Genomic DNA, 22,569 nt, shown 5'->3' with positions numbered 1-22,569 from the left:
CGACCGAGACCCCGTTGGCCTCGGCTGACAGCCATCCTCACGGTCCAACCGCCCCCGGCGCTACCAGACCAACCCACGAGTGCTACCAGAACGACCCACCCGCGCTACCGAACGACTCGGCTAAACAAATGTGGGCAAACCGCCGGCACAGTCCACCGCGACGTCGTTGCCGGTCGCTCTCAATCCGTCCCGGTCGCTCTGAGTCGCCCCGAGTCGCCCGCACACGGGCAAGAACCGTGGAGAAGAAAACCCCTGACCAGGCCGTGCCCACATCCGAGAAGGAACGAGACCGAACCAAAAGGAATGAGCCGGATCGAAACCGCCAAGAGGAAGTCGATCCGGGCCAAAATGGAGGTGACGGTGGGATTTGAACCCGAATCGCTGACGCCCACTTGGATCGCGTCCAGTCCAGAACGCCGGAATTCCAAGGCTTCAGCCCTGTCCTTCCCCCTCCAAAACCTTCTTCACTCCATCTCGATCTCATACGTTCGTGGGTGAAATGGGGGAAAGCGGATCGTTCGATTCGCTTGCACAGTCGCCACGTGCGAGATCATCGTCCGGTCAACTCAGCGATCGAGCGCTTTCATCAGATCCGCAGCAAGAATGCTCACCGCGAGGCTCACCTGTTCGGGGTCACCTATGGCGTGCTCTGCCCGGCCAGCCATAGTGGACCCCGGCGCCTCCGGCCCGGACGCGAACACTCGCTCGAGCATGGATAGAGCGTCCGATGTCACGGCTTCAGAAACGACATCATTGAGCAGTACACGGAAAGTATCGACCAGATCCTCAGTGCTTATCGCGACGAGAATCCGGTAGATGTCATGCGCGTCTTTGTCGTCCCGTCGGCGTGGCGTCTCCAGTCGTTCGCTCACCTTGTGGAGCTTGGCGACGAGCAGCCCGGCTGTACCTGCGACGCGCATGTCTATTCGCCGACCGTCGTTGTCCGCAAGACCCGCGACGCTGAGAATTCCGTTATCCACGAGGGTCGCTTCCAACCCGACCGTGCGACGCATTGATCCTCGATCGTGCGGGCCGACAGTGACTCCACGCCGGCCCTTGCCCGCCACTTGGTCCGGCACCATCAAGTCAACGGGAATGCCATCGCGCGAGATCCAGGTTCCGGGATTGATGTTCGACGGGTCACGCACGAACCCAGCGACCGTCATCGCGTCCTCGATCAACGGGTTCGGCGAGAGTGACCGCGGATCGATCACGAGGTCCGCATCCGTGGTGAACTCAGCCAGCGCGACCTCGGCAGCACCTGTGCGCCGATAGATCGCCTGTGCGCCGACCAGGATGATTGATGGGAGGTGCCCACCCAGCGCCTCGAGTGCGTCCAAGAGCACGGTACGAGCGCGTACGGTTTCGATGTTCACGGAAGCCTCCATGCCGTCTCGTTCTCCGCCATCCAACGCAAAAGCTCCTCCCCCTCCTGCGGGTCACGCCCCGGCCCGTTCAGCAGATCGGCGGCGACCTGCACTGGTGCTGCCCTCCGCACACCGTCGTCGAGCACCCCCGTACCCACGAACGCCACCGAGTTGGGTTTGCGCGGCTCCAGGAGGATCACGTTCACTCCCGCATCCGTGGGGCGGAGCCCCCACGCCTCGGCGCCAAGAGGCGCATCCTCGACGTACACGAACATGGATCTGGTCGGCGCGACCGATGTCCATTCCTCGGATGCGGCCGCACCGGTCACCGCATATGAAGCCTCCGACTGCGTCAGGACACCGCGAAACGCAGCCAGTCCTCGTGGTGCGATGAATCGACTGACCACGTTCTCCGTGAGGAATGAGTAATCGCCCGCCCAGGAACGGAGCAGACGCTGCCAATCATGCACATCCCACAGACCGTCGTCGTTGCGGCCGGCGAGCCCCTCCCGGTCGAGGTACTCCAGAACCCGATAGGTCGCCCCGGTAGACGCCCCCGACGATTCGACGAGGTCGCGCACGCGCCAAGGCCGCGCAGAATCAAGCAGTGCCCGCACAACGAGGGCGGCCGGGTCACCTTTGAGCGTGCCACGTGGACGCCCCACGCCACGCCATGGATCCTTCGCTGCACCCCGATCAGCGAGAAAAACTCCTGGACTCACCGCAGAGAGCATCAGGTTTCCCGTCGCATCCACGTACGAGACCCCGGCGGTCTGCAACTGCTCCCTGACCTGGGGTGAGAGATACCGCGCAACAAGAAGCGGAATCGAACCCGACCCGGATGCACGCGTAAGAAGTTCCTGCGCCAGCACCTGTGCTTGCCGACTGACCAACGCCCCTTGCTTAGCTTCGATCTCGACACGCACTTCACGCCCGTCCGCCGCCGAGATCACAAACGCCGCATCCGCGCCCGCAGCTCCCCCGCCAGGTTCAGAGGCATGCCAGCCCGACGGAAGCCGATCTCGGATCAATCCGACAGCACGACGAACGAGCTGAGCCTGTGAGGCCGGTACTTGATCGGGCATGTCACACTTCTTTTCGGTATATCCCGCTGTTCCGTTGTTAACGGAATCGTGCAGTTACCCGAACATCATATCGCGAGACAGCGCCCATGCAACGGGGCGCGTCGACACGCGAGTCGTGATCGACTGACTGGCGCGCGTCGCGATCTCCGATAGCGAGCGATAGGCCCACCCCCGAGCGGGAGATCACTACTGACTGTGAGGCAGCTACCCACCGTCACCACGCGTCGAGGTGCACTGTGTCCGGCCCGGCAGTAGCCACGTCGTCCGCGGAATCACGCGGGCCTGAGGCACCGCTCGCTCGCCCGCGCGCATCACCGACGCCCCACACTCGAGCCGGATCCCAGTCTGAATCTCAAACAGAATGTGGGCAAACTGTGCGACCTTCGCGGCGCAGACATGGAAAAACCCCTGATAAACAGGGGTTTTTCTGGCGGTGACGGTGGGATTTGAACCCACGGTAGGGGTGAACCTACACAACATTTCGAGTGTTGCACCTTCGGCCGCTCGGACACGTCACCGCGGAAGAGTTTACGCGACGACGGGCTGCGGCGCGAATCGGCGCGTTCAGGGCACGAGACCGAGTCTGCGGCACGAGACATAGCGTGCGTGACTCGGTCTCGTGCTGCAAAGTCGGTCTCGCGGCCCGCCGGCCGCTCACCAGGCCGCAGCGACCCCCGTCGCGGCATTCGCACGAGGTGGTCCCCTTGGCCGCATCCGCACGAGCGATGCGGCACATCGCGACACCTCCCGGGGTGAACTCGTGCCCCGGCGAACCTCCGCAGATCACCGATCAGACCGTGCGGCCGCCCTCGATCCGCACGACCCTGTCGACAGTTCCTGCAGGCGGCTCGACGTGCGAGATCAGCAGCACCGACTGCTCCCCCGCCGCGCCGAGCAGATCGCGCAGCAGGGCATCGGATGCCTCTGGGTCCACCCCTGCGGTCGGCTCATCCAGCACGAGAACGGGGAATCCTCGCAGCAGCGCCCTGGCGAGTGCGAGGCGCTGCGCCTGACCACCCGACACCAGTGCACCCCTGTCGCCGACGCGTGCATCCAGGCCGCCGCGCTCCTGCACCCAGGCGCCGAGTCCGACGCGGCCGAGCACGTCGAGCAGTTCGTCGTCGGTCGCGGCATCGCGGGCGAACAGCAGATTCTGGCGGATGTCCTCGTCGAACAGCTGCGGGCTCTGCTCGCACAGACCGACGATGCGCCGAAGGGCAGGGCCGGAGAGCGCCGCAGCATCCGTCCCGCCGATCGTGTACTCGCCCTCTGAGCGGAGGAATCCGACCAGCACCGCCGCGAGCGAGCTCTTGCCCGCCCCGCTCGGCCCCGACACGAGCACGCGCTCACCGGCCGCGAGGTCGAGCGACGCTCCGCGCAGTGCCGGCGCGCCACCCGGCCAGGATGCCGTGACGTCGTGCAGGCGCAGCGCCGTGCTTGTCGGGGCCTCGTCCGCCCCGGCATCCGATCGCAGTTGCATCGGCACCGACGAGGGCAGCACGTCGACGATGCGCTGGGCGCTCGCCCGCACACTGCGCCACGACGACGCCGCGATCGGCACGGCGCCGAACACCTCGAAGACCACCATCGGCACGAGCACGACGACCGCGAGCCAGGGTCCGTCGATCGCGCCGGTCGTCAGACCAGGGGCGGCGACGGCGATCGCCCACACCGACGCCACCCCGGCGAGCACCGACACGACGCCAGCGGCGACCGCCTGCGCCAGAGACGCGCGGGTGACAGCGCGCCGAAGCGCGCCGTCCGCGCGCTCGACGCGCCTGCGAGCCTCAGGCTCGGCACCGTAGGCGAGCAGCACGTCGAGGCTGCCGAAGTAGTCGACGACGGATGCCGAGAGCTCGGCGCGCAGCGATGACAGCTGCTGCTCCGCCCGCGACCCGAACACCCAGCCGAGTCCGATCGCGACCAGCGCCGCCGCCGCGAGGCATGCTGCGAGCGTGAGGGCAGCCGGCGGCGACACGAACGCGACGAAGACCACCGCGCCGACGGCGACGACGCCCGTCACGGCGAGCGGCTGCACCACGCGCAGCGGCAGGTTCTGCAGGTTCTCGACATCGTCGACGAGCGCCGAGAGCACCTGTCCGCGATCGGTCTTCCCCAGGCCTGCAGGCGAGAGCGGGATGAGCCGGCGCACCATGTCGGAGCGCGTCGCGGCCAGTTGGCGCAGCGCCGCATCATGCCCCGAGAGACGCTCCAGATACCGGAACACAGCACGCGAGACCGCGAAGAAGCGCACGCCGACCACTGCGACCGACAGCGGCACCAGCGAGTCGACGATCGAGGCGCTGACGATCATCCAGCCGCTGACCGCGAGCAGGCTCACCGCGGCCGCAGCCGAGAGCACGCCCCAGCTCAGCCCGGGCAGGAAGCGGCGTACGGGCGGCTGCGCGAGGCCGAGGATGTCGCGGAGGTTCGTCATACCCGCACCCCCAGCCGTGACCTTGCCGGCACCGTCACGATCTGATCCGCGATGCTACGAGCCGTGTGGCGGTGGGAGACGAGCAGCACCGTAGCTCCGGCATCCGCTCGGTCACGCAGCGCTGCCCAGAGCCGGGCCTCGGTGTCGGCATCCAGCGCACTCGAGGGCTCATCCAGCGCGAGCACTCGCGCGGGGTCGGCTGCGTGGCGGTACAGGGCACGCGCGACGGCGACGCGCTGCGCCTGCCCGCCGGACAGCCCGCTCCCCTGCACACCGAGTTCCTGGGTCGGGTCGAGATCGGCCGCGCACGCGGCGTCGAGGGCATGGCGGATGCCGTCGGCATCCGGGTCCGCGTCGCCCAGCGCCACGTTCGAGGCGATCGTGCCCTGCATCAGCCCAGGCGCCTGCCCGGCCCATGCGAGCCAGTCAGAGGGGGCGAGGGTGCGGACGTCGTCGCCCGCGAACAGCGCGGTGCCGTCGAAATCCGCCGCGCCGCGCAGGGCTGCGAACAGGCTGGACTTCCCGGAGCCGCTCGGGCCTTCGACGAGGGTGATCGTGCCGGGGTGCGCCTCGAAAGAGACGGGTGGGAGGTCGCGGACACGGAGGCCGACGACATGCAGAGTAGCGGGTTCGACCTGGGTGGCTGACCCGGTTGGGGCGGCGGCTTCGGCCTGGATGGCCGCTTCGGCCTGGGCGGCGGCTTCGGCCTGGATGGCGGCTTCGACTCGCTGCGCTCGCTCAACCCCTTTCGTCTCCGGGGCTGCGCTCCTCCGCTCAACGCCCCGCCGTGTGGAGTCCATCTCTACGCGGGTCGTTGAGCGAGCGAAGCGAGACGAAACGGGTTGAGCGAGCCGAAGGCGAGCCGAAACCTCATTGTCATGAGCAGCATCCAGCACCTCGAACACGTCCTCGGTCGCCGCCACACCCTCGGAAGCGGCGTGGAACTGCACCCCGACCTGCCGGATCGGCAGGAACGCCTCGGGCGCGAGCAGCAGCACGAACAGCCCGATCTCGAGCGGCATCTCCCCCGCGAGCAGCCGGAATCCCACCGTGACGGCGACGAGGGCCACGGCGAGGGAGGCGAGCAGCTCCATCGCGAAGCCGGAGAGGAACGAGAACCGCAGCACCTTCATCGTCTCGCGCCGGTACTGATCCGCTGTCGTCTCGATCTGCGCCGCGGCCCGTCGGTCGCGGCCGAACAGACGTAGGGTCGCGAGCCCCTGCACTGTGTCGGCGAAGCGCGCGGCGAGATGCTGCAGCGTCTGCCACTGCTTGCGCTGGACGGTGCGGGTGGCGATGCCGATGAGGACGAGGAACAGCGGGATCAGCGGCAGCGTGATCGTCGCGATCAACCCGCTCGGCCAATCCCGCCACCACATCACCAGCACGATCACCGGCGTCGCGATGACGGTCAGCACGAGTTGCGGCAGATAACGCGAGAAGTAGGTGTCCAGCGCTTCCAGCCCATGCCCTGCCGTGACGGCGAGAGACGCCTGGTTGCGCTGTACCAGCCAGCCCGGTCCGAGCCGGCCCACGGCGCTGATCAACGCCGACCGCAGCTGCATGCCGGTGCGGGCAGCGGCGGCCGTACCGGCGGCGTCGGATGCCGCGATCAGCGCGCCGCGCAGCAGCGCGAGTCCGAGCAGCCAGACCAGGGACCCCACGACAGAACGACCGGCCAGGGCGCCGGTGACGGCATCCGTCAGGAACCATGCGAACGCGATGACGACTGCCGTCTGCAGCACGCCGATCACCGCGGCGAGGACGAAGAAGCCCCGCGCGGCGCCGGCGTACCGCAGCAGCCTCGGATCGATGGGTTTCACGCGTGCGCCGCCTCCCCTTCAGACGGCGCCCCCTCGATCGATGCGCGAGTGACGCGCTTGCGGAACACCCAGTATGTCCAGCCCTGGTACAGCAGCACCAGGGGCAGGGCGACCAGAGCCGTCCAGCTCATGATCGTGAGCGTGTACTGGCTGCTCGACGCGTTCGCGATCGTGAGGCTGTATGCGGGGTCGATCGTCGACGGCATCACGTTCGGGAAAAGCGCCGCGAACAGCATCACGACGGCGAACAGCGTGGTGGCCGCACCGAATCCGAACGCCCAGCCCTCGCGGACGCGCAGGTTCGACACGATCGACAGCACCAGCGACACCGCGGCGAGCGCGGCCAGCACCAGCACCGCAAGCGAGAAGTGCGCGGTCACCGTCCACACCAGGAACACCGCCGCGACGACGAGCGTCACGATACCTGCGCGGAAGGCGAGTCGCCTGGCATCCGTACGCAGCTGACCGTCGGTCTTGAGAGCTATGAACGTGACACCGTGCGTGAAGAACAGCAGCAGCGTCACGAGGCCGCCGAGCAGGGCGTACGGGTTCAGCAGGTCGAACACCGTCCCGATGTACACACGCCGCTCGTCGAGAGCGACGCCCTGCACGATGTTCGCGAACGCGACGCCCCAGAGGAACGCCGGGACGGCCGAGCCGATCATGATCATGCGGTCGAAGCCCTGCTTCCACTTCAGCCCGTCGCGCTGGTGGCGGTACTCGAACGAGACGCCGCGCATGATGAGGGTGAGCAGGATGAGCAGCAGCGGCAGGTAGAAGCCGCTGAACAGCGAGGCGTACCATTCGGGGAACGAGGCGAACAGGCAGGCGCCGGCGACGATCAGCCAGGTCTCGTTGAGGTCCCAGACCGGGCCGATGGTGTTGATGATCTGCCGGCGCGTCACGTCGTCGGCGCGTTTTCCGAAACCGCCGAGGAACGGCAGCGACATGCCGACGCCGAAGTCGAAGCCGTCGAGCACGAAGTAGCCGACGAAGAGGAAGGCGATGATGCCGAACCAGAGTGTGGCGAGATCCATTTCGCGTCCTTTCGATCAGTACACGGCCGACGGCGCGGGTGCCGCCTCGTCATGGGTCTCGGTGGTGTCCGGCCCCTTCTGGGCCGCGCGGATGATCAGGCGCACCTCGACGACAGCGAGCGTGGCGTAGATCGCTGTGAACGCGATCAGTGAGATCAGCACCTCGAGCCCCGACGTGCCTGGCGAGACGCCGTCGCGCGTGCTCATCAACCCGAACACGATCCAGGGCTGGCGTCCCATCTCGGTGAAGACCCAGCCGACGATGTTCGCGAGCAGGGCGAGCGGGTACGACCAGATCGCAAGCTTCCACATCCACTTCGCCGGAGGCTTCTTGGCGCCCTTGCGCGTGACCCACAGGCCGACCAGCGCGATGAACGCGTGCAGCATGCCGAGACCGATCATCCAGCGGAACGCCCAGTACGTGATCCACAGCACAGGGGTGAAGTTGTCGATGCCGAGGTCTGCATACTGCACGGCGTACTGGGCGTTGAGGTCGTTGATGCCGTCGATGCAGGCGTCGAGCGTCTGCGTCGACAACAGCGACAGCAGGTAGGGCACGCGGATCGAGAACAGCTCCGAGCTGCCGTCAGGCGTGCCGAGCGTGAACAGGCTGAACGAGGCGTCGGCCCCGCAGACCGTGTCGAAGGTGGCCTCGGCCGCTGCCATCTTCATGGGCTGCGCGTCGTACATCGCGAGCCCGAGTTGGTCGCCGGTGAGCGCGACGCCTGCGGTGGCCACGAGCATGCCCCACAGACCGAACTTCAGCGAGATGCGCATCGTGTCGGTGTGCTGACCGCGCATGAGGTGCCACGCCGACACCGAGATGATGACACCGGCGGCGAACATGAACGCGCCGAAGATCGTGTGCGGGAACGCCGCGAGGGCGACCGGGTTCGTCAGCAGCGCCCAGATGTCGACGAGCTCGGCGCGGTTCGTCACCGGGTTGTACTCATAGCCGACCGGGTTCTGCATGAACGAGTTGGCTGCGATGATGAAGTACGCAGACAGGACGCTGCCGATCGAGACGCACCAGATGGTGGCCAGGTGCAGCTTCTGCGGCAGCTTGTCCCAGCCGAAGATCCACAGACCGATGAACGTGGCCTCGAAGAAGAAGGCCAGCAGTCCTTCGAACGCGAGCGGGGCGCCGAAGACGTCGCCGACGAAGCGCGAGTAGTCAGACCAGTTCATGCCGAACTGGAACTCCTGCACGATCCCCGTGACGACGCCCATCGCGAAGTTGATCAGGAAGATCTTCCCGAAGAACCGCGTCAGGTGCAGATAGTGGATCTTGCCGCTGCGCACCCACGCAGTCTGGAAGATCGCGGCCGAGACGGCCATACCGATCGTGAGGGGCACGAACAGGTAGTGGTAGATCGTCGTCAGACCGAACTGCCATCGGGATAGAACCAGTGGATCAAGCCACTCCATGGGAGGACTCCTTCTCTCGAAGGTGCACCGCATGCACCCGGGAGTGGGCCGGAAGCGGCCCGCAGATGAGACGTCGTTGGCGTTGGTTCCAGTATCCCGCGCACCCGTTCCGCATGTGGGCGGAATGGGCCTCTGGGCGATAGGGATGTCGTATGCCGTCGATAGCGGCGAGGTATCGATACGTGGCGAACGTCGGTGTCGGATGCCGCGGCTAGCCTGTAGACATGGCAACCCGTCGTCCCGCCCCTGCAGCTTTCGTGTGCACCGAGTGCGGGTGGACCACGTCGAAGTGGGTCGGTCGCTGCGGCGAGTGCCAGCAATGGGGCACCGTGCAGGAACAGGCGGCGAAGACCGGCATCCTTCGTCAGATGACGCCGCTCGCGCCTGGAGCGGATCGCGCTGCGCGACCCATCACCCAGATCAGCACGGTCGACACGCCTCGTCGTTCGAGCGGCGTCGGAGAGTTCGACCGCGTTCTCGGCGGCGGCATCGTTCCTGGAGCGGCGATCCTGCTCAGCGGAGAACCAGGCGTCGGCAAGTCCACTTTGCTGCTCGAGGTCGCGGCCCAGGCTGCGCGCGGCGGTCGGCGCGTGCTGTACGCGAGCGCAGAGGAGTCCCAGGCGCAGGTGCGGCTGCGCGCCGAACGCACCGGTGCGCTGCACGACGAGCTGTATCTCGCGAGCGAGACCGACCTCGCCACGATCCTCGGCCACATCGACGAGGTGAAGCCGCAGCTCGTGATCATCGACTCGGTGCAGACCGTGTCATCGTCCCTGTCCGACGGAGCGGCCGGCCAGCCCAGTCAGGTGCGCGAGGTCGCGGCGACGCTCATCCGGGTGGCGAAGGAGCGGAGCCTTCCGATCATCATCGTCGGCCACGTCACGAAAGACGGGCAGGTCGCCGGCCCGCGCATCCTCGAGCACCTCGTCGACGTCGTCTGCCACTTCGAGGGAGATCGTCAGACCGCGCTGCGGTTCATCCGGGCGCTGAAGAATCGCTTCGGCCCCACCGATGAGGTCGGGTGCTTCGAGATGACCGGCGACGGCATCGCAGAGGTGCCAGACCCGAGCGGGCTGTTCCTCGGCCACGGTTCGACCGAACCCGGCACGTGCGTCGCGATCTCGATGGAGGGCCGGCGCGCCCTCCCAGTCGAGGTGCAGGCGCTCACGGTCGAGTCCACCGCACCGAATCCCCGTCGCGTGGTGTCAGGACTGGATTCGGCGCGTGTGGCGATGGTGCTGGCGATCCTCGAGAAGCGCGGTCGCATCCCCACCGGAAAGCTCGACGTCTACGTGTCCACGGTCGGCGGCGTGCGGTTCACCGAACCTGCAGCAGACCTGGCGATCGCGATCGCAGTGGCGGGGTCGATCCAGCAGTTCTCCGTGCCGCGCACGGTCGCCGCGGTCGGTGAGCTCAGCCTCGCAGGCGAGGTGCGCGCAGTGACCCAGGCCGCGCAGCGGCGCTCCGAGGCGAAGAGGCTCGGATACGACCAGGTGTTCGATGAGCGGTCGAAATCACTGGATGCTGCGCTGAACGACGTGAAGTCGCGCAGTCGGTCGTCGCATCCTGCGAAGCGGCAGCGCGAGGTCGACGCTCCGCCGTTCTGACGCGCGGCCTCGTTTCTCTTTCGGCTACCCCCGTGGGTCGTTGAGCGAGCGCAGCGAGACGAAACGCGTTGAGCGAGCGCCAGCGAGTCGAAACGTAACGAGCGATGGGAGCGCGCCGAAACGCGTTGAGCGAGCGCAGCGAGTCGAAACGTAACGAGCGATGCCCCTCGTCAGGCGTCGAGTGCGGCCAGCAGTTCGTGCGGCGATGCCTGCATCGGATGCGGCCCCGCGATGTCGAGGAACACCGTCGTGATCGTGTCGCTGTGCGTGGTCAAGAATCCGTGCAGCCACTGCGGCGAGTAGATGCCCACGCCGGGAGGCAGGTTCGCCGGCTTGTTCTTGGCATCGCTGAACAGCAGGAGCGCGACGTCTCCGGTGGCCGCATCGCGGTAGGTCCAGACCTCGCCGCCGTCGAGCGGGTTGTCGCGGTCCCCCGACCTCAGCAACGGCACGACCGTGGTCCCGTTTCGCAGCGCAAGCGCCACGGCCGCCATGTCCTGCTTCTCGAGCGCCTGCGCGAGCGCTTCGGAGCGGAACTCCTCCGGTGCCGGCTTCCTGCCCGCACTCTTCGACTTCTTCGCTGCCATGCATCCCAGCCTAGAGACTGATCACGACGGGCAGAGTCGAATGGGGTGGAAACGATTGGGGCCCTTTCGAGTAGTCCAGTGGGGACTGGAGTATTCGAAAGGGCCCTCGAACTCTCGAACGGTGAAATGTCGAAGCGCTGGGGACGCTGTAAACGACGCCACTGGGGATGGCTTGCACCGAAGATCTCGAGAGTTGCTCCAATGGTATCCCAAAGTCACGCGCTCTGTGTGCACGCGTTCTGCGAAATGCGATCAGTGCCGCCGCATCCGATATCGACGAGCGCGCTCAGTAGAGCAGGATCTGCCGCGTCGCGACAGCCTCGAAGCCGCCGATAGACACCGCCACGTGGTACGAGGCTCCTCCGCCGGGAGCACGGGGACGATTCTCCTGATCACACGTCGCGACGTCGGAGCGCGTGCGGTCCCACTGCACCGGCGTGGCGCTCGTCACGGTCTGCCCCGCGGCGAGCGTGACGACCATGCTGCTGGGGTCCTGCTGGCAATCCGTGGAACGCCACCACGTGTCACTGCCGCTCGACACCGTGAACACCTGGGTCGTGGATCCGACATCGATCGTGCAGTCCGAGTCGCCCTTGTTCGTCAGCGAGATGGAGAGCTGAGGGAGCACGCCCGAGGGATAGGTCTCGGCATCCGTCACTGCCTCGACGGTGACATCGCGCGCCTGGCACGGCACAGCGGTCGCCGGCTCTTCGGCGGTGGGCTCCGGCGACGGGGTGTCCGTCGCCGGGGTGTCCGTCGCCGGGGCGTCCGTCGGCGTCGAGCCCGGGGTGGACGTGGATGTGGGTGCAGGCTCGGCCCCGGCATCCGTCCACGGCTGTGCGATGGCGAGCCAGACGCCGGCGGCTATCGCGAGGATCAGCAGGATCAGGCCACCGAAGATGGCGAATCGCCGCCGCCGGTACACGGCCGCTGTTCTCGGGCGCCCGGCCATCACAGGTTCTTCAGCATGCGCGTGTTGCCGAGCGTGTTCGGCTTCACGTGGGCGAGATCGAGGAACTCTGCGACACCCTCGTCCGGGCTGCGCAGCAGCTGGGAGTAGACGTCGGGGTCTACGACCTGTTCGCCGATCTGCGAGAACCCGCGACGGGTGAAGAAGTCGACTTCGAAAGTGAGGCAGAACAGTCGCTGCAGTCCCAGCGCGACCGCGCGCTCCTCGAGCCCCTCGACCAGTGCACGACCGACGCCGTGGTGCAGCCAGTCCTCGCGCACGATCAGGGTGCGCACCTCGCCGAGGTCCTCCCACATGACGTGCAGCGCACCGCATCCGATGAGTTCACCGTCGCGCTCGGCGACGACGAACTCCTGCACAGCGCCATAGAGCACGGCGAGGTCCTTGCCGAGGAGGATGCGTCGATCGACCAGCGGCTCCAGCAGTCGATGGATGCCGAGGATGTCGGCACTGCGCGCCGGCCGGACGGTGTACTCGCTCACCTCTCCACCCTAAACTCGCTAAGCCTCTTGGTCGGTATTCGCGCGCTGGGCGCCCGCCGACCTCGATCCGCCGGAAAACACAGACGAACACGGCCCGCCTCGGCGTGTGCGGGGACGGCTCGCCGCGGACACGCCAGGTCGTCTGGGTTTTCCCGCCACCCTGACCCCCGTGCACAGACACGAAGAAGGGCGGATGCCGAAGCATCCGCCCTTCTGTCCTCAAGCTCGCTGAGCCTGTCGAAGCATCACTCGCCCGAGGCGGCCGCCAGGTCGGGGCTCGAGGTGATCGCGCCGCCGGTGTTGATGCCGACCGAGACCTTCTCACCACGAGGGCCGGTCTCGAACTGGAACTTGCCGTCCGCAGCGTCCACCTTCACGTGGTCGCCGGAGTTCAGCTCACCGTGCAGGATCTTCTCCGACAGCTGGTCCTCAATCTCACGCTGCATCGCACGACGCAGCGGGCGAGCACCGAGTGCCGGGTCGAAGCCGATCTCGATGAGGCGCTCCTTGGCCGACTGCGACAGCTCCACCGTCATATCGCGGTCGAGCAGGCGGTCGCTGAGGCGCTTGACGAACAGATCGACGATCTGCACGAGCTCGGGCTTGGACAGCTGCGGGAAGACGATGACGTCGTCGACGCGGTTGAGGAACTCGGGCTTGAAGTGCCGCTTGAGCTCTTCGTCGACCTTGCCCTTCATCCGCTCGTAGCTCGTCTGCGCGTTGCCCTCGATCTGGAAGCCCACCGGGCCGCCGGCGATCGCGGACGATCCGAGGTTAGTCGTCATGATGATGACCGTGTTCTTGAAGTCCACCACGCGACCCTGGCCGTCGGTGAGCCGACCCTCTTCGAGGATCTGCAGCAGCGAGTTGAAGATGTCGGGGTGCGCCTTCTCGATCTCGTCGAACAGCACGACACTGAACGGCTTGCGGCGCACCTTCTCGGTGAGCTGGCCGCCCTCTTCGAAGCCGACGAACCCAGGAGGGGCACCGAACAGCCGCGAGACGGTGTGCTTCTCGCCGAACTCGCTCATGTCGAGCGAGATCAATGCGCCCTCGTCATCGAACAGGAACTCGGCGAGCGCCTTGGCGAGCTCGGTCTTTCCGACACCGGTCGGGCCGGCGAAGATGAACGAGCCGGAGGGGCGCTTGGGGTCCTTGAGGCCTGCGCGCTGGCGACGGATCGTGCGGGAGAGCGCCGCGATGGCCTCTTCCTGCCCGACGACGCGCTGGTGCAGCGCCTTCTCCATGAAGACGAGTCGACTGGACTCTTCTTCCGTCAGCTTGAACACCGGGATGCCGGTGGCCTGAGCAAGAACCTCAGCGATCAGGCCCTCGTCAACCACGGCTGCGGTCGCGACGTCGCCGGAGCGCCACTGCTTCTCGAGGCGCAGACGCTCGGCGAGCAGGCTCTTCTCCTCATCGCGCAGCGATGCGGCCTTTTCGAAGTCCTGCTCCTCGGATGCCGCTTCCTTCTGCTCACGCACGGCAGCGATCTTGTCGTCGAATTCGCGCAGCTCGGGCGGGCTGGACAGGATGCTCAGACGAAGGCGGGCGCCGGCCTCGTCGATCAGGTCGATGGCCTTGTCCGGCAGGAAGCGGTCGGCGACGTAGCGGTCGGCGAGGTTGGATGCTGCGACGATCGCGCCGTCGGTGATCTGCACCTTGTGGTGCGCTTCGTAGCGGTCGCGCAGCCCCTTGAGGATGTTGATCGTGTGGGGCAGGCTCGGCTCGGCGACCTGGATCGACTGGAAGCGGCGCTCGAGCGCAGCATCCTTCTCGAAGTGCTTGCGGTACTCGTCGAGCGTGGTGGCGCCGATCGTCTGCAGCTCGCCACGGGCGAGGAGCGGCTTCAGGATGCTGGCCGCGTCGATCGCGCCCTCGGCGGCACCCGCACCCACGAGGGTGTGGATCTCGTCGATGAAGACGATGATGTCGCCGCGTGTGCGGATCTCCTTCGTGACCTTCTTCAGGCGTTCTTCGAAGTCACCGCGGTAGCGGGATCCGGCGATGAGCGAGCCGAGATCGAGCGAGTAGAGCTGCTTGTCCTTCAGAGTCTCTGGGACGTCGCCCTTGACGATCGCCTGGGCGAGACCTTCGACGACGGCGGTCTTTCCGACGCCCGGCTCACCGATCAGCACGGGGTTGTTCTTGGAGCGGCGGGAGAGGATCTGCATGACCCGCTCGATCTCCTTCTCGCGCCCGATCACCGGGTCGAGCTTGTTGTCGCGGGCAGCCTGAGTGAGGTTGCGGCCGAACTGGTCGAGCACGGCAGATCCGCCCTGGGCGGCCTGCTGGCTGTCGTTCGTGGTCGCGCCGACAGCTGCGGGCTCGCGGCCCGGAGCGCCGGAGAGCAGCTGGATGACCTGCTGGCGCACCTTGTTGAGGTCTGCGCCGAGCTTGACGAGCACCTGAGCTGCGACGCCTTCGCCCTCGCGGATGAGGCCGAGCAGGATGTGCTCGGTGCCGATGTAGTTGTGGCCGAGCTGCAGCGCTTCGCGCAGGCTCAGCTCGAGCACCTTCTTGGCGCGCGGCGTGAACGGGATGTGGCCGGTCGGCTGCTGCTGACCCTGGCCGATGATGTCCTGCACCTGCTCGCGCACGGCGTCGAGGGAGATGCCGAGGCTCTCGAGGGCCTTGGCTGCGACGCCTTCGCCCTCGTGGATGAGGCCGAGCAGGATGTGCTCGGTGCCGATGTAGTTGTGGTTGAGCATCTTCGCCTCTTCTTGGGCGAGGACGACGACACGACGGGCACGGTCGGTGAATCTCTCGAACATTGTCAACTCCTTGGTTCGCACGGGGCGAATGCACTGACGCCAGACGGCTCTTCAGCGCCTGTACATCGAGAGTAACGAGCGATCGGGCCTGGTAAGCCCGTGTTCGCCGTCGGCATAGCGCGGTGAGAGCGACTGTCGCTGATCCGGCAGCAGGCGTTTCGGCGGTCGATGGTTCCCGTTCTGGCGACTGCCGCGTTCGCACTCCTGGCGACCGCGTTCGAAGTCGGTCGGCGCCGTATCAGCACTCGTGTTCGGAACGTCGGTGTTCTCATCCGATCCGGCGGTCGTGCGCGGATTCGTCGTCGGAAACGCCGAGGTGCCCGCGTTCGCCCAGAAAACCGACCCTATCGTCGATGCTGGATACGAGACGGTCTGGCTCACTGTCTTCGGGCTGCCCGTCGGCACACCTTGGCTGATGTATGCAGAGATCGCACTACCCGCGTTGGCGGTGATCGCGATCTGCACCGCCGTGTTCTGGTTGTCACTGCTGCTGCATGGCGACGGTTCGTTCGTTCCCTCACGCACGTGGCGGGGTCAGCCGCACTCGTCGTGATGGTGTCAGGAGTCGGCGCCCAGATTTTCGCAAGTGCAGCACGGACCTCAGTCGTTGAGTACCTGGGCGCCCAACTGGTCACGGCCGGTGGCAACGAAGCTGATCCTTCGTACGAAGGCGTCTCGTTGTGGATCCTCAACCTCGATCTCGCGCCGGTGGGATGGGCGCTAGGCCTGGCACTGGTGGCGGCAGCCTTCGAGTTAGGTCAGCGACTGCAGAAGGACACGGAGGGCCTTGTGTGACTCCCGCAGCTTCGTGCGATCCGATACTCCACGCTGCGCGCGATCTGCGATGCGCTCGACTGCGAGGTGGGCGAGTTGCTCGTGCTGACGTAGCGACGATCCGCCTTCGAATCGAACGGCTCATCGCGCTATCCTCGCCGCATGGCCCCTTCATTCGACGATCCCGAGTTCCGAGCACTGCTGGCCAAGGCGGGCGTGGCCCATCGACCGGGAATGGCGGCCGATCTGCTTCAAGAGATCACCCCGCTGCTGAAGGCCGACGGAGTCGATCTCGATGATCTCGACGGCGACGATATCGCGACCATCAACGCCGCGATGGAAAGAGCGATCGAGCGCTACAACCTGAGCCTGCTCACCCCTGTGGGCGCAGACCGCCGCCGGTCGCTCGGCGTCCTTCGCGCCTTCACCGCAGCGATCGCCGACGGCGACGATGCTCGTGCGCAAGCGATCATCGAACGCGTACCGCCCGAGGCGGACGGAACATCGCCATCCGTTTCGCAGGTGACCGGTGTCAGCCTCGGCCTGATCGACGATTGGTACGCCGACGGCGGCGCCCTTGCGGCGTTGCCGCGCGTACCCGTGCCCGCGTGGCACCGCAAGCAGTCCCGCGCCGCGGCATCCGATCTGCTCCCGCTCGCACGAAAGGGCCGGGCATTCGACGCCGTCGACGGGCTGATCCGCCGTCACCGCGGGCTGAGCACGCTGGAGGGTGGGGCGCTCGTCGTCGCAGCATCCCTGATCGCCGTCGCCGAAGCCGCGGGCGAACTGCTGGACGGAGTCGCCGAGCGGATGCTCGATGGCGCGCCTGCTCCGCAGACCGAGGACACCGGCGCCGCTCGCACCGCCGGATCCGCGTTCGTGAAGCCCGTCCCACCCGCCACGCCTGTGGATTTCAGGGACCGGCACCTGCTGCGGGAGTTCAGCCGCTGGCTCGAGGAGAGCCCGGAAGCCGCCAGCACGATGTCCGAACAGTTCTCGCAGTTCGAGGAGATCCTGACCGCCATGCGCGTGCTAGGACTCGATCTGAGCACCCCTGACGACTTCGATGAGATCGTGGACGTGCTCTTCGAAGCCTCCGAGGGAGAGGAAGGCCCCGACGGGGATGCCGCGGACGACATCCTCTTCGATCAGTTCGACGCACTGCACCTCTACGTGCACTTCCACCTGGACGGCCACGATGCCGCGGCGTGGGCTGAGGCCCACACGACGATCGAGGATGCCCTCGACGAGCTCGGTCCAGTGGGTCCGAATCCCTTCGAAGAGGCGCTCAGTGCCGCACAGCGGATTCCCGTCGCCGATCGGATGGCCGCATATCTGGCACTGCCGATCGTCAACGCCGTCACCGACCTGCTGACCTGGATCGGGATGAGCCGGCCGGTCACGCCCGCCGGCTCAGTGCGACGAGCCGACATCGCGGACATCGCCCGCCTGATCGGCATCGACGCCGTGGGGGTTGCTCGCGTGGCCGATGACATCGCCGCCGACGGGCCGCGCCGCGTGCTGTCGATGGGTGAGCTGCCCGAACTGCGCGCGTGGTGGGGAGCTCTGCAGATTAGCGAGTTGATCGAGGTCACGGCGACGCGGGTGCGGCCCGGTGCGGCCGCCGAGCGGTGGCGGTCCGGGCAGGAGCCGCCGTTCGACGACGCCGAGAAGGTGATCGGAATGTTCCTGAACGAGATCGTCAACCCCGACGCGGCAGCCAGCAGATTCGAGCAGATCACCGCAGCGGATCTGCTGCACGAACTGGTCTTGGCGCTGTCGCCCGAGTTCGCGGAGGACTTCGTCGATGAGGACACGGATGGCTTCATGACCGCGGCAGTGCACGGGCGGATGCGGGGACTCGCGGAGCTCGGGATCGTCGTAGAGAACGCGGACGGCGAATCGTTCATCGTTCCCGAGCCGTTGCGCGGCATCGTCGCGCGCAGCCTGGTGACGTCGATGGTCGTGATGGATGCGCTGGACGACCTGGATGATTCGGATGACCTGGATGATTCGGATGACCTGGACGGAGAAGGCGGAGAGTGAGCGTCGTCGACGGCTCGCCAAGATTCTTCCGGCGGCCGAAGCGCGACGGTCATTCCGCCTGAGAGCATAGGAAGATGGCATCTCCCACCCCGCTCTCCCCGCTGCACGATTGGCTCGGCGCGCTGGACGAAGACGACATCCGCTCGCTGCTCGATCTCGCCGCGCGCGACGTCGCCGGTCTCGCCGACTGGCTCGAGACGCGTCGTGCTGCGGCCTCCGACGATCCCGGTGACCTGCTCGCGATCGTCAATCGCGATCTCGCACCGACTCGCCGGTTCTACGACTACTACCAGGCAAATCATTACGCCTCGAATGCGTACGACACTGTGCAGCTGCTCAGCGACCAGGCCGCGCAGGCGACGCCGGCGCTGATCCCGGTCATCGAGCGGGCGATCACGCTGACGACGCGGGCGATTCTGAAGTCTGACGATTCCTCCGGACTGCAGGGCGACCTGGTACGGACACTGCTCGACGCGCATGCCACGGCTGTGCGCTCAGCATCTCCTGCCTTGACGCAACCCGAGCAGACGCGCCTGGTGAAGTGGATCGTCAAGTACCGCTATGGCGGCACGCAGGACTTCTTCGATCCGGACATCGTCGCCTACGCGCCCGGGCTCAGCGCCACGAGCGTCGCGCAATACCGTAAGGCGATCGCCGGAATCGACCTCGGCGAGTCCGGCGGGTACCCCCTCCGGCGGTTGGCGGTGCTCGATCGCGACCGCGATGCGATCGTCGCCGCATCCGGGGGTGAGCCCACGAACGCGCTGGTCGCCAAGAGCCTCGTCGCCGATCTCGACGAGGCCGGGTTGCATGAGGATGCCGTCGCATATGCGCAGATGGGCGTGCGGCTCGACAGCCGAGGCTGGGACCGCACGCTCATCGATCTCCTGGTCGAGGATGCTGTCACCCGTAGCGCCGCGGATGAAGCCGTGACTCTGCGCCGCAGCTGGTTTGCGCGGTTCACGCAGTCGACGGCGTTCGATGCGCTGCGCGAGACCGCCTCGCACGCCGGCGTCTGGGAGGACGAGCGGCCGGATGCCGAGGAGAAGCTGTCGCTGAATGATCCGCGTGGGTTCGTGCGCTATCTGCTCGCTGAAGATCGGGGCGACCAGGCGTGGGATTTCGCCACGGCACGCATCGATCCGACCGAGGCCGCCGATGTATGGCTGAACCTGTGCAAGTACAGATCGGCGACCAGGCCAGCCGATACGCTGCCCGTGTATCGCGCCATCTTGCAGCAGACCCTGGTAGTGACGGACAAGCGCAACTACCGTTCGGCCGCCGAGATACTGAAGCGGATGCGGCATGTCGCGCAGTCGGCCGGTGCAGATCACGAGGCCGAGTTCACGGTGTTCCTGAGCCAGGTGGTCGAGCAGAATCGTCGTCGGCCGACGTGCATCGCGGCGTTCCGGAAGGCGAAGCTGATCTAGGCGAAGGAGCTGACTCAGTGGGATCGGCGCCATCTCCTCGGTAGTTTTCGGTGGTTGTCGGTAGTTCTCGGTGGTGTCGGTGGTGTCGGTGACTTCTCGGTATCGTCGTTGATCTCGCGGTGATCTCGCGGTGATCTCGCGGTGATCTCGGTAGTGTCCCGGGCTGCTTCCCGACAACGTACCGGCGGCTTCTCCGCCACCCCCGCGACTCTCCGACAGCATCCCGGCGGGTTCGCCGCAACGTGCTCACGCCGCCGCCGGGCGGAACCGTTTCGGTGGCGGGTCGGCGCCGAAACCCGGCCACGCTTGGGCGTACGTGTATGCAAGGACCAACCTCGGCTTGAGCACGAATTCTTCTCCACCCGGATGGTGCAACACGAAGTCGCCCTTGCCGTCTCGGGTGATCCACCATCCGCCGTTGTGCAGAGTCATGTGGTGATATCGGCACAGCAGAATGCCACGATCGATGTCAGTCCGCCCGTGATCCTTGGCCCATTCGTCGATGTGATGGGCTTCGCAGTAGGAGGCGGGTCGATCGCACCCTTGCCACCGGCATCCGCCGTCTCGAATCGCCAGCGAGATGCGCTGTTTGGGCGTGAACAGGCGCTGCTCACGGCCGACATCGAGCGGGTTCCCGCACGAATCGACGGTGACCGGCACGAATCCGCTCTCGCACATGCGCTGATCGCCGATTGAGGCCGGCATGGTGACCAAGCCGTCTTCAGTGTGCACGATCGGGGCGCGGCTTCCGTCGGCGGCGACGGCCTGCACGAGTCGCACTCCAGCCTGGCGCGTGCCGAAGACGCTTGCGGCGTCGGCGAGCACCCCGGCACGGAGCACGTCCATGATCAGGTCGAACGTCAGCTGATCGTTCGTGCGCTGGTCGTCGACGAGTTCAGCCGCTTTGGCCTTCTCCTCGGAGTCGACGAAGCGCGGTCCTCCACGGCGCGGACGCATCGCGGCATTGATGAACGCCTCGACGAATGCGCCGCTCTCCTCGTCGAACACAACGCTGCCGCGCTTGCGGCCCTCGGCGTCACGGTAAATGCGGAAAGAGCGCGCCTCGTACTGCGCCAGGAAGCGTGCTTCCGCTCCCTCGGGGTCAAGCTGATCGCGCAGCGCACGCGCGGCGCTGCGGAGTTCTTCCACCGTGCGCTGGCTTGCTTCGTCGATGAGGTGCTCTGCGGCGCAAGTCCATGCCTCACGCGCTTGCCTGGCGGCTGTCGGATCACCGGCAGCAGTCGCCGGCGGTTCGCCGAGACCGCCGCGGATCGCGTCGAATTGTGACGCGGTGATCACCTGGGTACGCAGTGCGACGTGCAGCGGCTCATGCCACGGCGCGGCAGGCCTCGGGGATCGTGAGTCGGCCGAGCCGCCTCGTGACCCGCCCATGCCGCTCCCCCAATCGAAACCGTCAGCCTGAGAATCGCCAACACCGCCTTGGTCTGCTCCGGGCGCGTCGCCCGCGCCGGTTGAACCATCAGCACCGCCACCGGCGGCTCCGTCGCGGTCGGAATCGCAATTGCCTGAGCCTTCTGCCCCAGCATCCCCAGCACCCTCCGACCCCGCTCCGTCGGCACCCCACTCGTCCTCTACTTCCGGCCCGTGCTCGAGCAGCGCGGCTCCCACGCGCACCTCGCGAGCGGCGTCACCCCTGGTGGAACCGGTGATGTGCCGCACGAGCTCGACCATGGAACGGTGTCCGCGTGATTGCGCAAGCCCGGAGTGTCCGCGCTCTCGGGCGGACCGAGCAGCCCCGACGCCGATGGCGCTGAGCTTGATCTGCTCGAACACCTTTGCGCCGTGCACCACTTCTTCGAGAATGGCGACGACCTCAGCATCCGTCATCCGACCGATCGCGGCGAGCACGTCGTCGGCACACGAGTCGTCGGAGAGGTGCCCACGCAGGGTGGGGATCAGCTCCGCGATCTCGGTGAAAGTTGCCATACTTCATACTCACAGGGGCCACGGACATTGGAGGCAGACATCTGTTTTGGCGACGTATGATGATCTGTATGCGCACCACGCTCAACCTTTCCGACGCTCTCGCGCGCGAAGCGAAGTCGCGCGCAGCGACCGAAGGCCGTACGTTCACGAGCTTCCTCGAAGAGGCGCTTCGGGAGCACCTCGCGCGCGAAGCGCCAGATGCTTCTCCCATCCCCCTGCCCACTTATACGCCGAAGGCATCCGGGAGCCTGGTCGACCTCGACGACAAGGACGCAGTCTGGGACGCGTTGGACAAGAGCGCATGACGCTCTTCGTCCCCGACGTCAATGTGCTCGTCTATGCCTTCCGTACGGATGCGCCCGACCACGACGCATACGCCGGCTGGCTCAACGGCGCGTTGCGCACGGACCGCATCGGCGTCGCCGACACGATTCTCAGCGGCTTCATGCGGATCGTGACTCACCCCCGCATCTACGCGGAGCCGACCCCGGCCGGCGCGGCTCTCGCGTATGTGCGGCACTTGCTCAATGCTCCGAACACCGACTGGTTGCAGCAGGGCTCGTCTGCATGGGAGAAGTTCGACGCGCTGGCTTCGGACGACGCCGCTGTCCGCGGCAACCTCGTCGCCGACGCGCATATCGCTGCGCTCTGCCTCGCCAATCGCGCACGCCTGGCCACCAGGGATCGTGGCTTCGCGCGGTTCGCTGGGTTGAAATGGTTCGATCCCGGCAAGGCGGATGCTGGGCGCTGAGCGCGCATCCTGTGACAAGACCCC

Annotated in this window: 18 protein-coding genes and 1 tRNA gene; 7 read left to right on the top strand and 12 right to left on the bottom strand. The window is 66.6% G+C overall.

The genetic code is table 11. The annotated features are described in order from the left end of the window. Positions 1-566 precede the first annotated feature (566 nt). The 7 genes from J1M43_RS03875 to J1M43_RS03840 form a co-directional block, all read right to left on the bottom strand. A complete protein-coding gene (locus tag J1M43_RS03875; protein WP_241245186.1) occupies positions 567-1,214 on the bottom strand; it encodes a hypothetical protein in 648 nt (215 codons plus the stop codon). Positions 1,215-1,372: 158 nt separating this feature from the next. Beyond that, on the bottom strand, positions 1,373-1,948 hold the full coding sequence (locus J1M43_RS03870; protein ID WP_033105952.1) for a hypothetical protein: 576 nt from the start codon (positions 1,946-1,948) through the stop codon (positions 1,373-1,375). A gap of 932 nt (positions 1,949-2,880) precedes the next feature. Beyond that, a tRNA-Ser gene (locus J1M43_RS03865) sits at positions 2,881-2,970 on the bottom strand. A 272-nt stretch (positions 2,971-3,242) separates the two neighbouring features. Then, a complete protein-coding gene (gene cydC, locus J1M43_RS03860) occupies positions 3,243-4,889 on the bottom strand; it encodes a thiol reductant ABC exporter subunit CydC (protein WP_206475907.1) in 1,647 nt (548 codons plus the stop codon). Beyond that, a complete protein-coding gene (locus J1M43_RS16665; RefSeq protein WP_307823233.1) occupies positions 4,886-6,712 on the bottom strand; it encodes an ABC transporter transmembrane domain-containing protein in 1,827 nt (608 codons plus the stop codon). The genes cydC and J1M43_RS16665 overlap by 4 nt, the downstream gene beginning before the upstream one ends. Continuing rightward, the gene (cydB, locus tag J1M43_RS03845; RefSeq protein WP_206475905.1) at positions 6,709-7,749 is read right to left on the bottom strand and encodes a cytochrome d ubiquinol oxidase subunit II; all 1,041 of its coding nucleotides are present in this window, start codon (positions 7,747-7,749) and stop codon (positions 6,709-6,711) included. Before cydB ends, J1M43_RS16665 begins: the two co-directional genes overlap by 4 nt. Before the next feature lie 15 nt (positions 7,750-7,764). After that, positions 7,765-9,177 (bottom strand): cytochrome ubiquinol oxidase subunit I, encoded by a 1,413-nt coding sequence (locus tag J1M43_RS03840; protein WP_033105948.1) that lies wholly within the window; start codon positions 9,175-9,177, stop codon positions 7,765-7,767. 224 nt (positions 9,178-9,401) lie between these two features. On the opposite strand from J1M43_RS03840, the gene radA reads away from it, so the two are divergent. Next, entirely contained in the window at positions 9,402-10,784 is a 1,383-nt protein-coding gene (radA, locus tag J1M43_RS03835) for a DNA repair protein RadA (RefSeq protein ID WP_206475903.1), read from the top strand. 170 nt (positions 10,785-10,954) lie between these two features. On the opposite strand, the gene J1M43_RS03830 is transcribed toward radA, so the two are convergent. The 4 genes from J1M43_RS03830 to J1M43_RS03815 all read right to left on the bottom strand — a co-directional run bounded on the left by J1M43_RS03830 (position 10,955) and on the right by J1M43_RS03815 (position 15,597). After that, positions 10,955-11,371, bottom strand: coding sequence for a dehydrogenase (locus J1M43_RS03830; protein WP_206475901.1), 417 nt, complete (start codon positions 11,369-11,371; stop codon positions 10,955-10,957). Between the two features lie 286 nt (positions 11,372-11,657). Then, entirely contained in the window at positions 11,658-12,323 is a 666-nt protein-coding gene (locus J1M43_RS03825; RefSeq protein ID WP_206475899.1) for a hypothetical protein, read from the bottom strand. Then, complete coding sequence (locus J1M43_RS03820) at positions 12,323-12,823, bottom strand: amino-acid N-acetyltransferase (protein WP_033105945.1); 501 nt, start codon at positions 12,821-12,823, stop codon at positions 12,323-12,325. Before J1M43_RS03820 ends, J1M43_RS03825 begins: the two co-directional genes overlap by 1 nt. A 245-nt stretch (positions 12,824-13,068) precedes the next feature. Then, the gene (locus J1M43_RS03815) at positions 13,069-15,597 is read right to left on the bottom strand and encodes an ATP-dependent Clp protease ATP-binding subunit (RefSeq protein WP_033105944.1); all 2,529 of its coding nucleotides are present in this window, start codon (positions 15,595-15,597) and stop codon (positions 13,069-13,071) included. A gap of 262 nt (positions 15,598-15,859) precedes the next feature. On the opposite strand from J1M43_RS03815, the gene J1M43_RS03810 reads away from it, so the two are divergent. The 4 genes from J1M43_RS03810 to J1M43_RS03795 all read left to right on the top strand — a co-directional run bounded on the left by J1M43_RS03810 (position 15,860) and on the right by J1M43_RS03795 (position 19,847). Next, entirely contained in the window at positions 15,860-16,150 is a 291-nt protein-coding gene (locus tag J1M43_RS03810) for a hypothetical protein (RefSeq protein WP_152594851.1), read from the top strand. 260 nt (positions 16,151-16,410) lie between these two features. After that, a complete protein-coding gene (locus J1M43_RS03805) occupies positions 16,411-16,485 on the top strand; it encodes a helix-turn-helix domain-containing protein (RefSeq protein WP_084595794.1) in 75 nt (24 codons plus the stop codon). Positions 16,486-16,533: 48 nt separating this feature from the next. Continuing rightward, positions 16,534-18,417: a hypothetical protein gene (locus tag J1M43_RS03800; protein WP_206475897.1), complete on the top strand. Its 1,884-nt coding sequence runs from the start codon at positions 16,534-16,536 to the stop codon at positions 18,415-18,417. A 74-nt stretch (positions 18,418-18,491) separates the two neighbouring features. Next, the gene (locus J1M43_RS03795; RefSeq protein ID WP_206475896.1) at positions 18,492-19,847 is read left to right on the top strand and encodes a hypothetical protein; all 1,356 of its coding nucleotides are present in this window, start codon (positions 18,492-18,494) and stop codon (positions 19,845-19,847) included. 246 nt (positions 19,848-20,093) lie between these two features. Here the strand turns inward: J1M43_RS03795 and J1M43_RS03790 are convergent, their stop codons facing one another. Beyond that, positions 20,094-21,794: an HNH endonuclease signature motif containing protein gene (locus J1M43_RS03790; RefSeq protein WP_241245185.1), complete on the bottom strand. Its 1,701-nt coding sequence runs from the start codon at positions 21,792-21,794 to the stop codon at positions 20,094-20,096. A 68-nt stretch (positions 21,795-21,862) separates the two neighbouring features. On the opposite strand from J1M43_RS03790, the gene J1M43_RS03785 reads away from it, so the two are divergent. Further along, positions 21,863-22,099, top strand: a complete 237-nt coding sequence (locus J1M43_RS03785) for a CopG family transcriptional regulator (protein WP_206475895.1) — start codon at positions 21,863-21,865, stop codon at positions 22,097-22,099. Further along, positions 22,096-22,545, top strand: a complete 450-nt coding sequence (locus tag J1M43_RS03780; RefSeq protein ID WP_206475893.1) for a TA system VapC family ribonuclease toxin — start codon at positions 22,096-22,098, stop codon at positions 22,543-22,545. The genes J1M43_RS03785 and J1M43_RS03780 overlap by 4 nt, the downstream gene beginning before the upstream one ends. Positions 22,546-22,569: the final 24 nt, after the last annotated feature.

Origin of the sequence: Microbacterium sp. KRD172, assembly GCF_017168295.1 — a bacterium.
Lineage (GTDB): Bacteria > Actinomycetota > Actinomycetes > Actinomycetales > Microbacteriaceae > Microbacterium > Microbacterium profundi.
This window is presented reverse-complemented; position numbering and strand designations above follow the sequence as displayed.

What these genes read in the sequence shown, in the direction of transcription:
- J1M43_RS03795 (WP_206475896.1), top strand. Translation starts at nt 18,492, where the DNA reads ATGGCATCTCCCACCCCGCTCTCCCCGCTGCACGATTGGCTCGGCGCG.
- radA (WP_206475903.1), top strand. Translation starts at nt 9,402, where the DNA reads ATGGCAACCCGTCGTCCCGCCCCTGCAGCTTTCGTGTGCACCGAGTGC.
- J1M43_RS03800 (WP_206475897.1), top strand. Translation starts at nt 16,534, where the DNA reads ATGGCCCCTTCATTCGACGATCCCGAGTTCCGAGCACTGCTGGCCAAG.
- J1M43_RS03830 (WP_206475901.1), bottom strand. Translation starts at nt 11,371, where the DNA reads ATGGCAGCGAAGAAGTCGAAGAGTGCGGGCAGGAAGCCGGCACCGGAG.
- cydC (WP_206475907.1), bottom strand. Translation starts at nt 4,889, where the DNA reads ATGACGAACCTCCGCGACATCCTCGGCCTCGCGCAGCCGCCCGTACGC.
- J1M43_RS03790 (WP_241245185.1), bottom strand. Translation starts at nt 21,794, where the DNA reads ATGGCAACTTTCACCGAGATCGCGGAGCTGATCCCCACCCTGCGTGGG.
- J1M43_RS03840 (WP_033105948.1), bottom strand. Translation starts at nt 9,177, where the DNA reads ATGGAGTGGCTTGATCCACTGGTTCTATCCCGATGGCAGTTCGGTCTG.
- cydB (WP_206475905.1), bottom strand. Translation starts at nt 7,749, where the DNA reads ATGGATCTCGCCACACTCTGGTTCGGCATCATCGCCTTCCTCTTCGTC.
- J1M43_RS03815 (WP_033105944.1), bottom strand. Translation starts at nt 15,597, where the DNA reads ATGTTCGAGAGATTCACCGACCGTGCCCGTCGTGTCGTCGTCCTCGCC.
- J1M43_RS03825 (WP_206475899.1), bottom strand. Translation starts at nt 12,323, where the DNA reads ATGGCCGGGCGCCCGAGAACAGCGGCCGTGTACCGGCGGCGGCGATTC.
- J1M43_RS03785 (WP_206475895.1), top strand. Translation starts at nt 21,863, where the DNA reads ATGCGCACCACGCTCAACCTTTCCGACGCTCTCGCGCGCGAAGCGAAG.
- J1M43_RS03780 (WP_206475893.1), top strand. Translation starts at nt 22,096, where the DNA reads ATGACGCTCTTCGTCCCCGACGTCAATGTGCTCGTCTATGCCTTCCGT.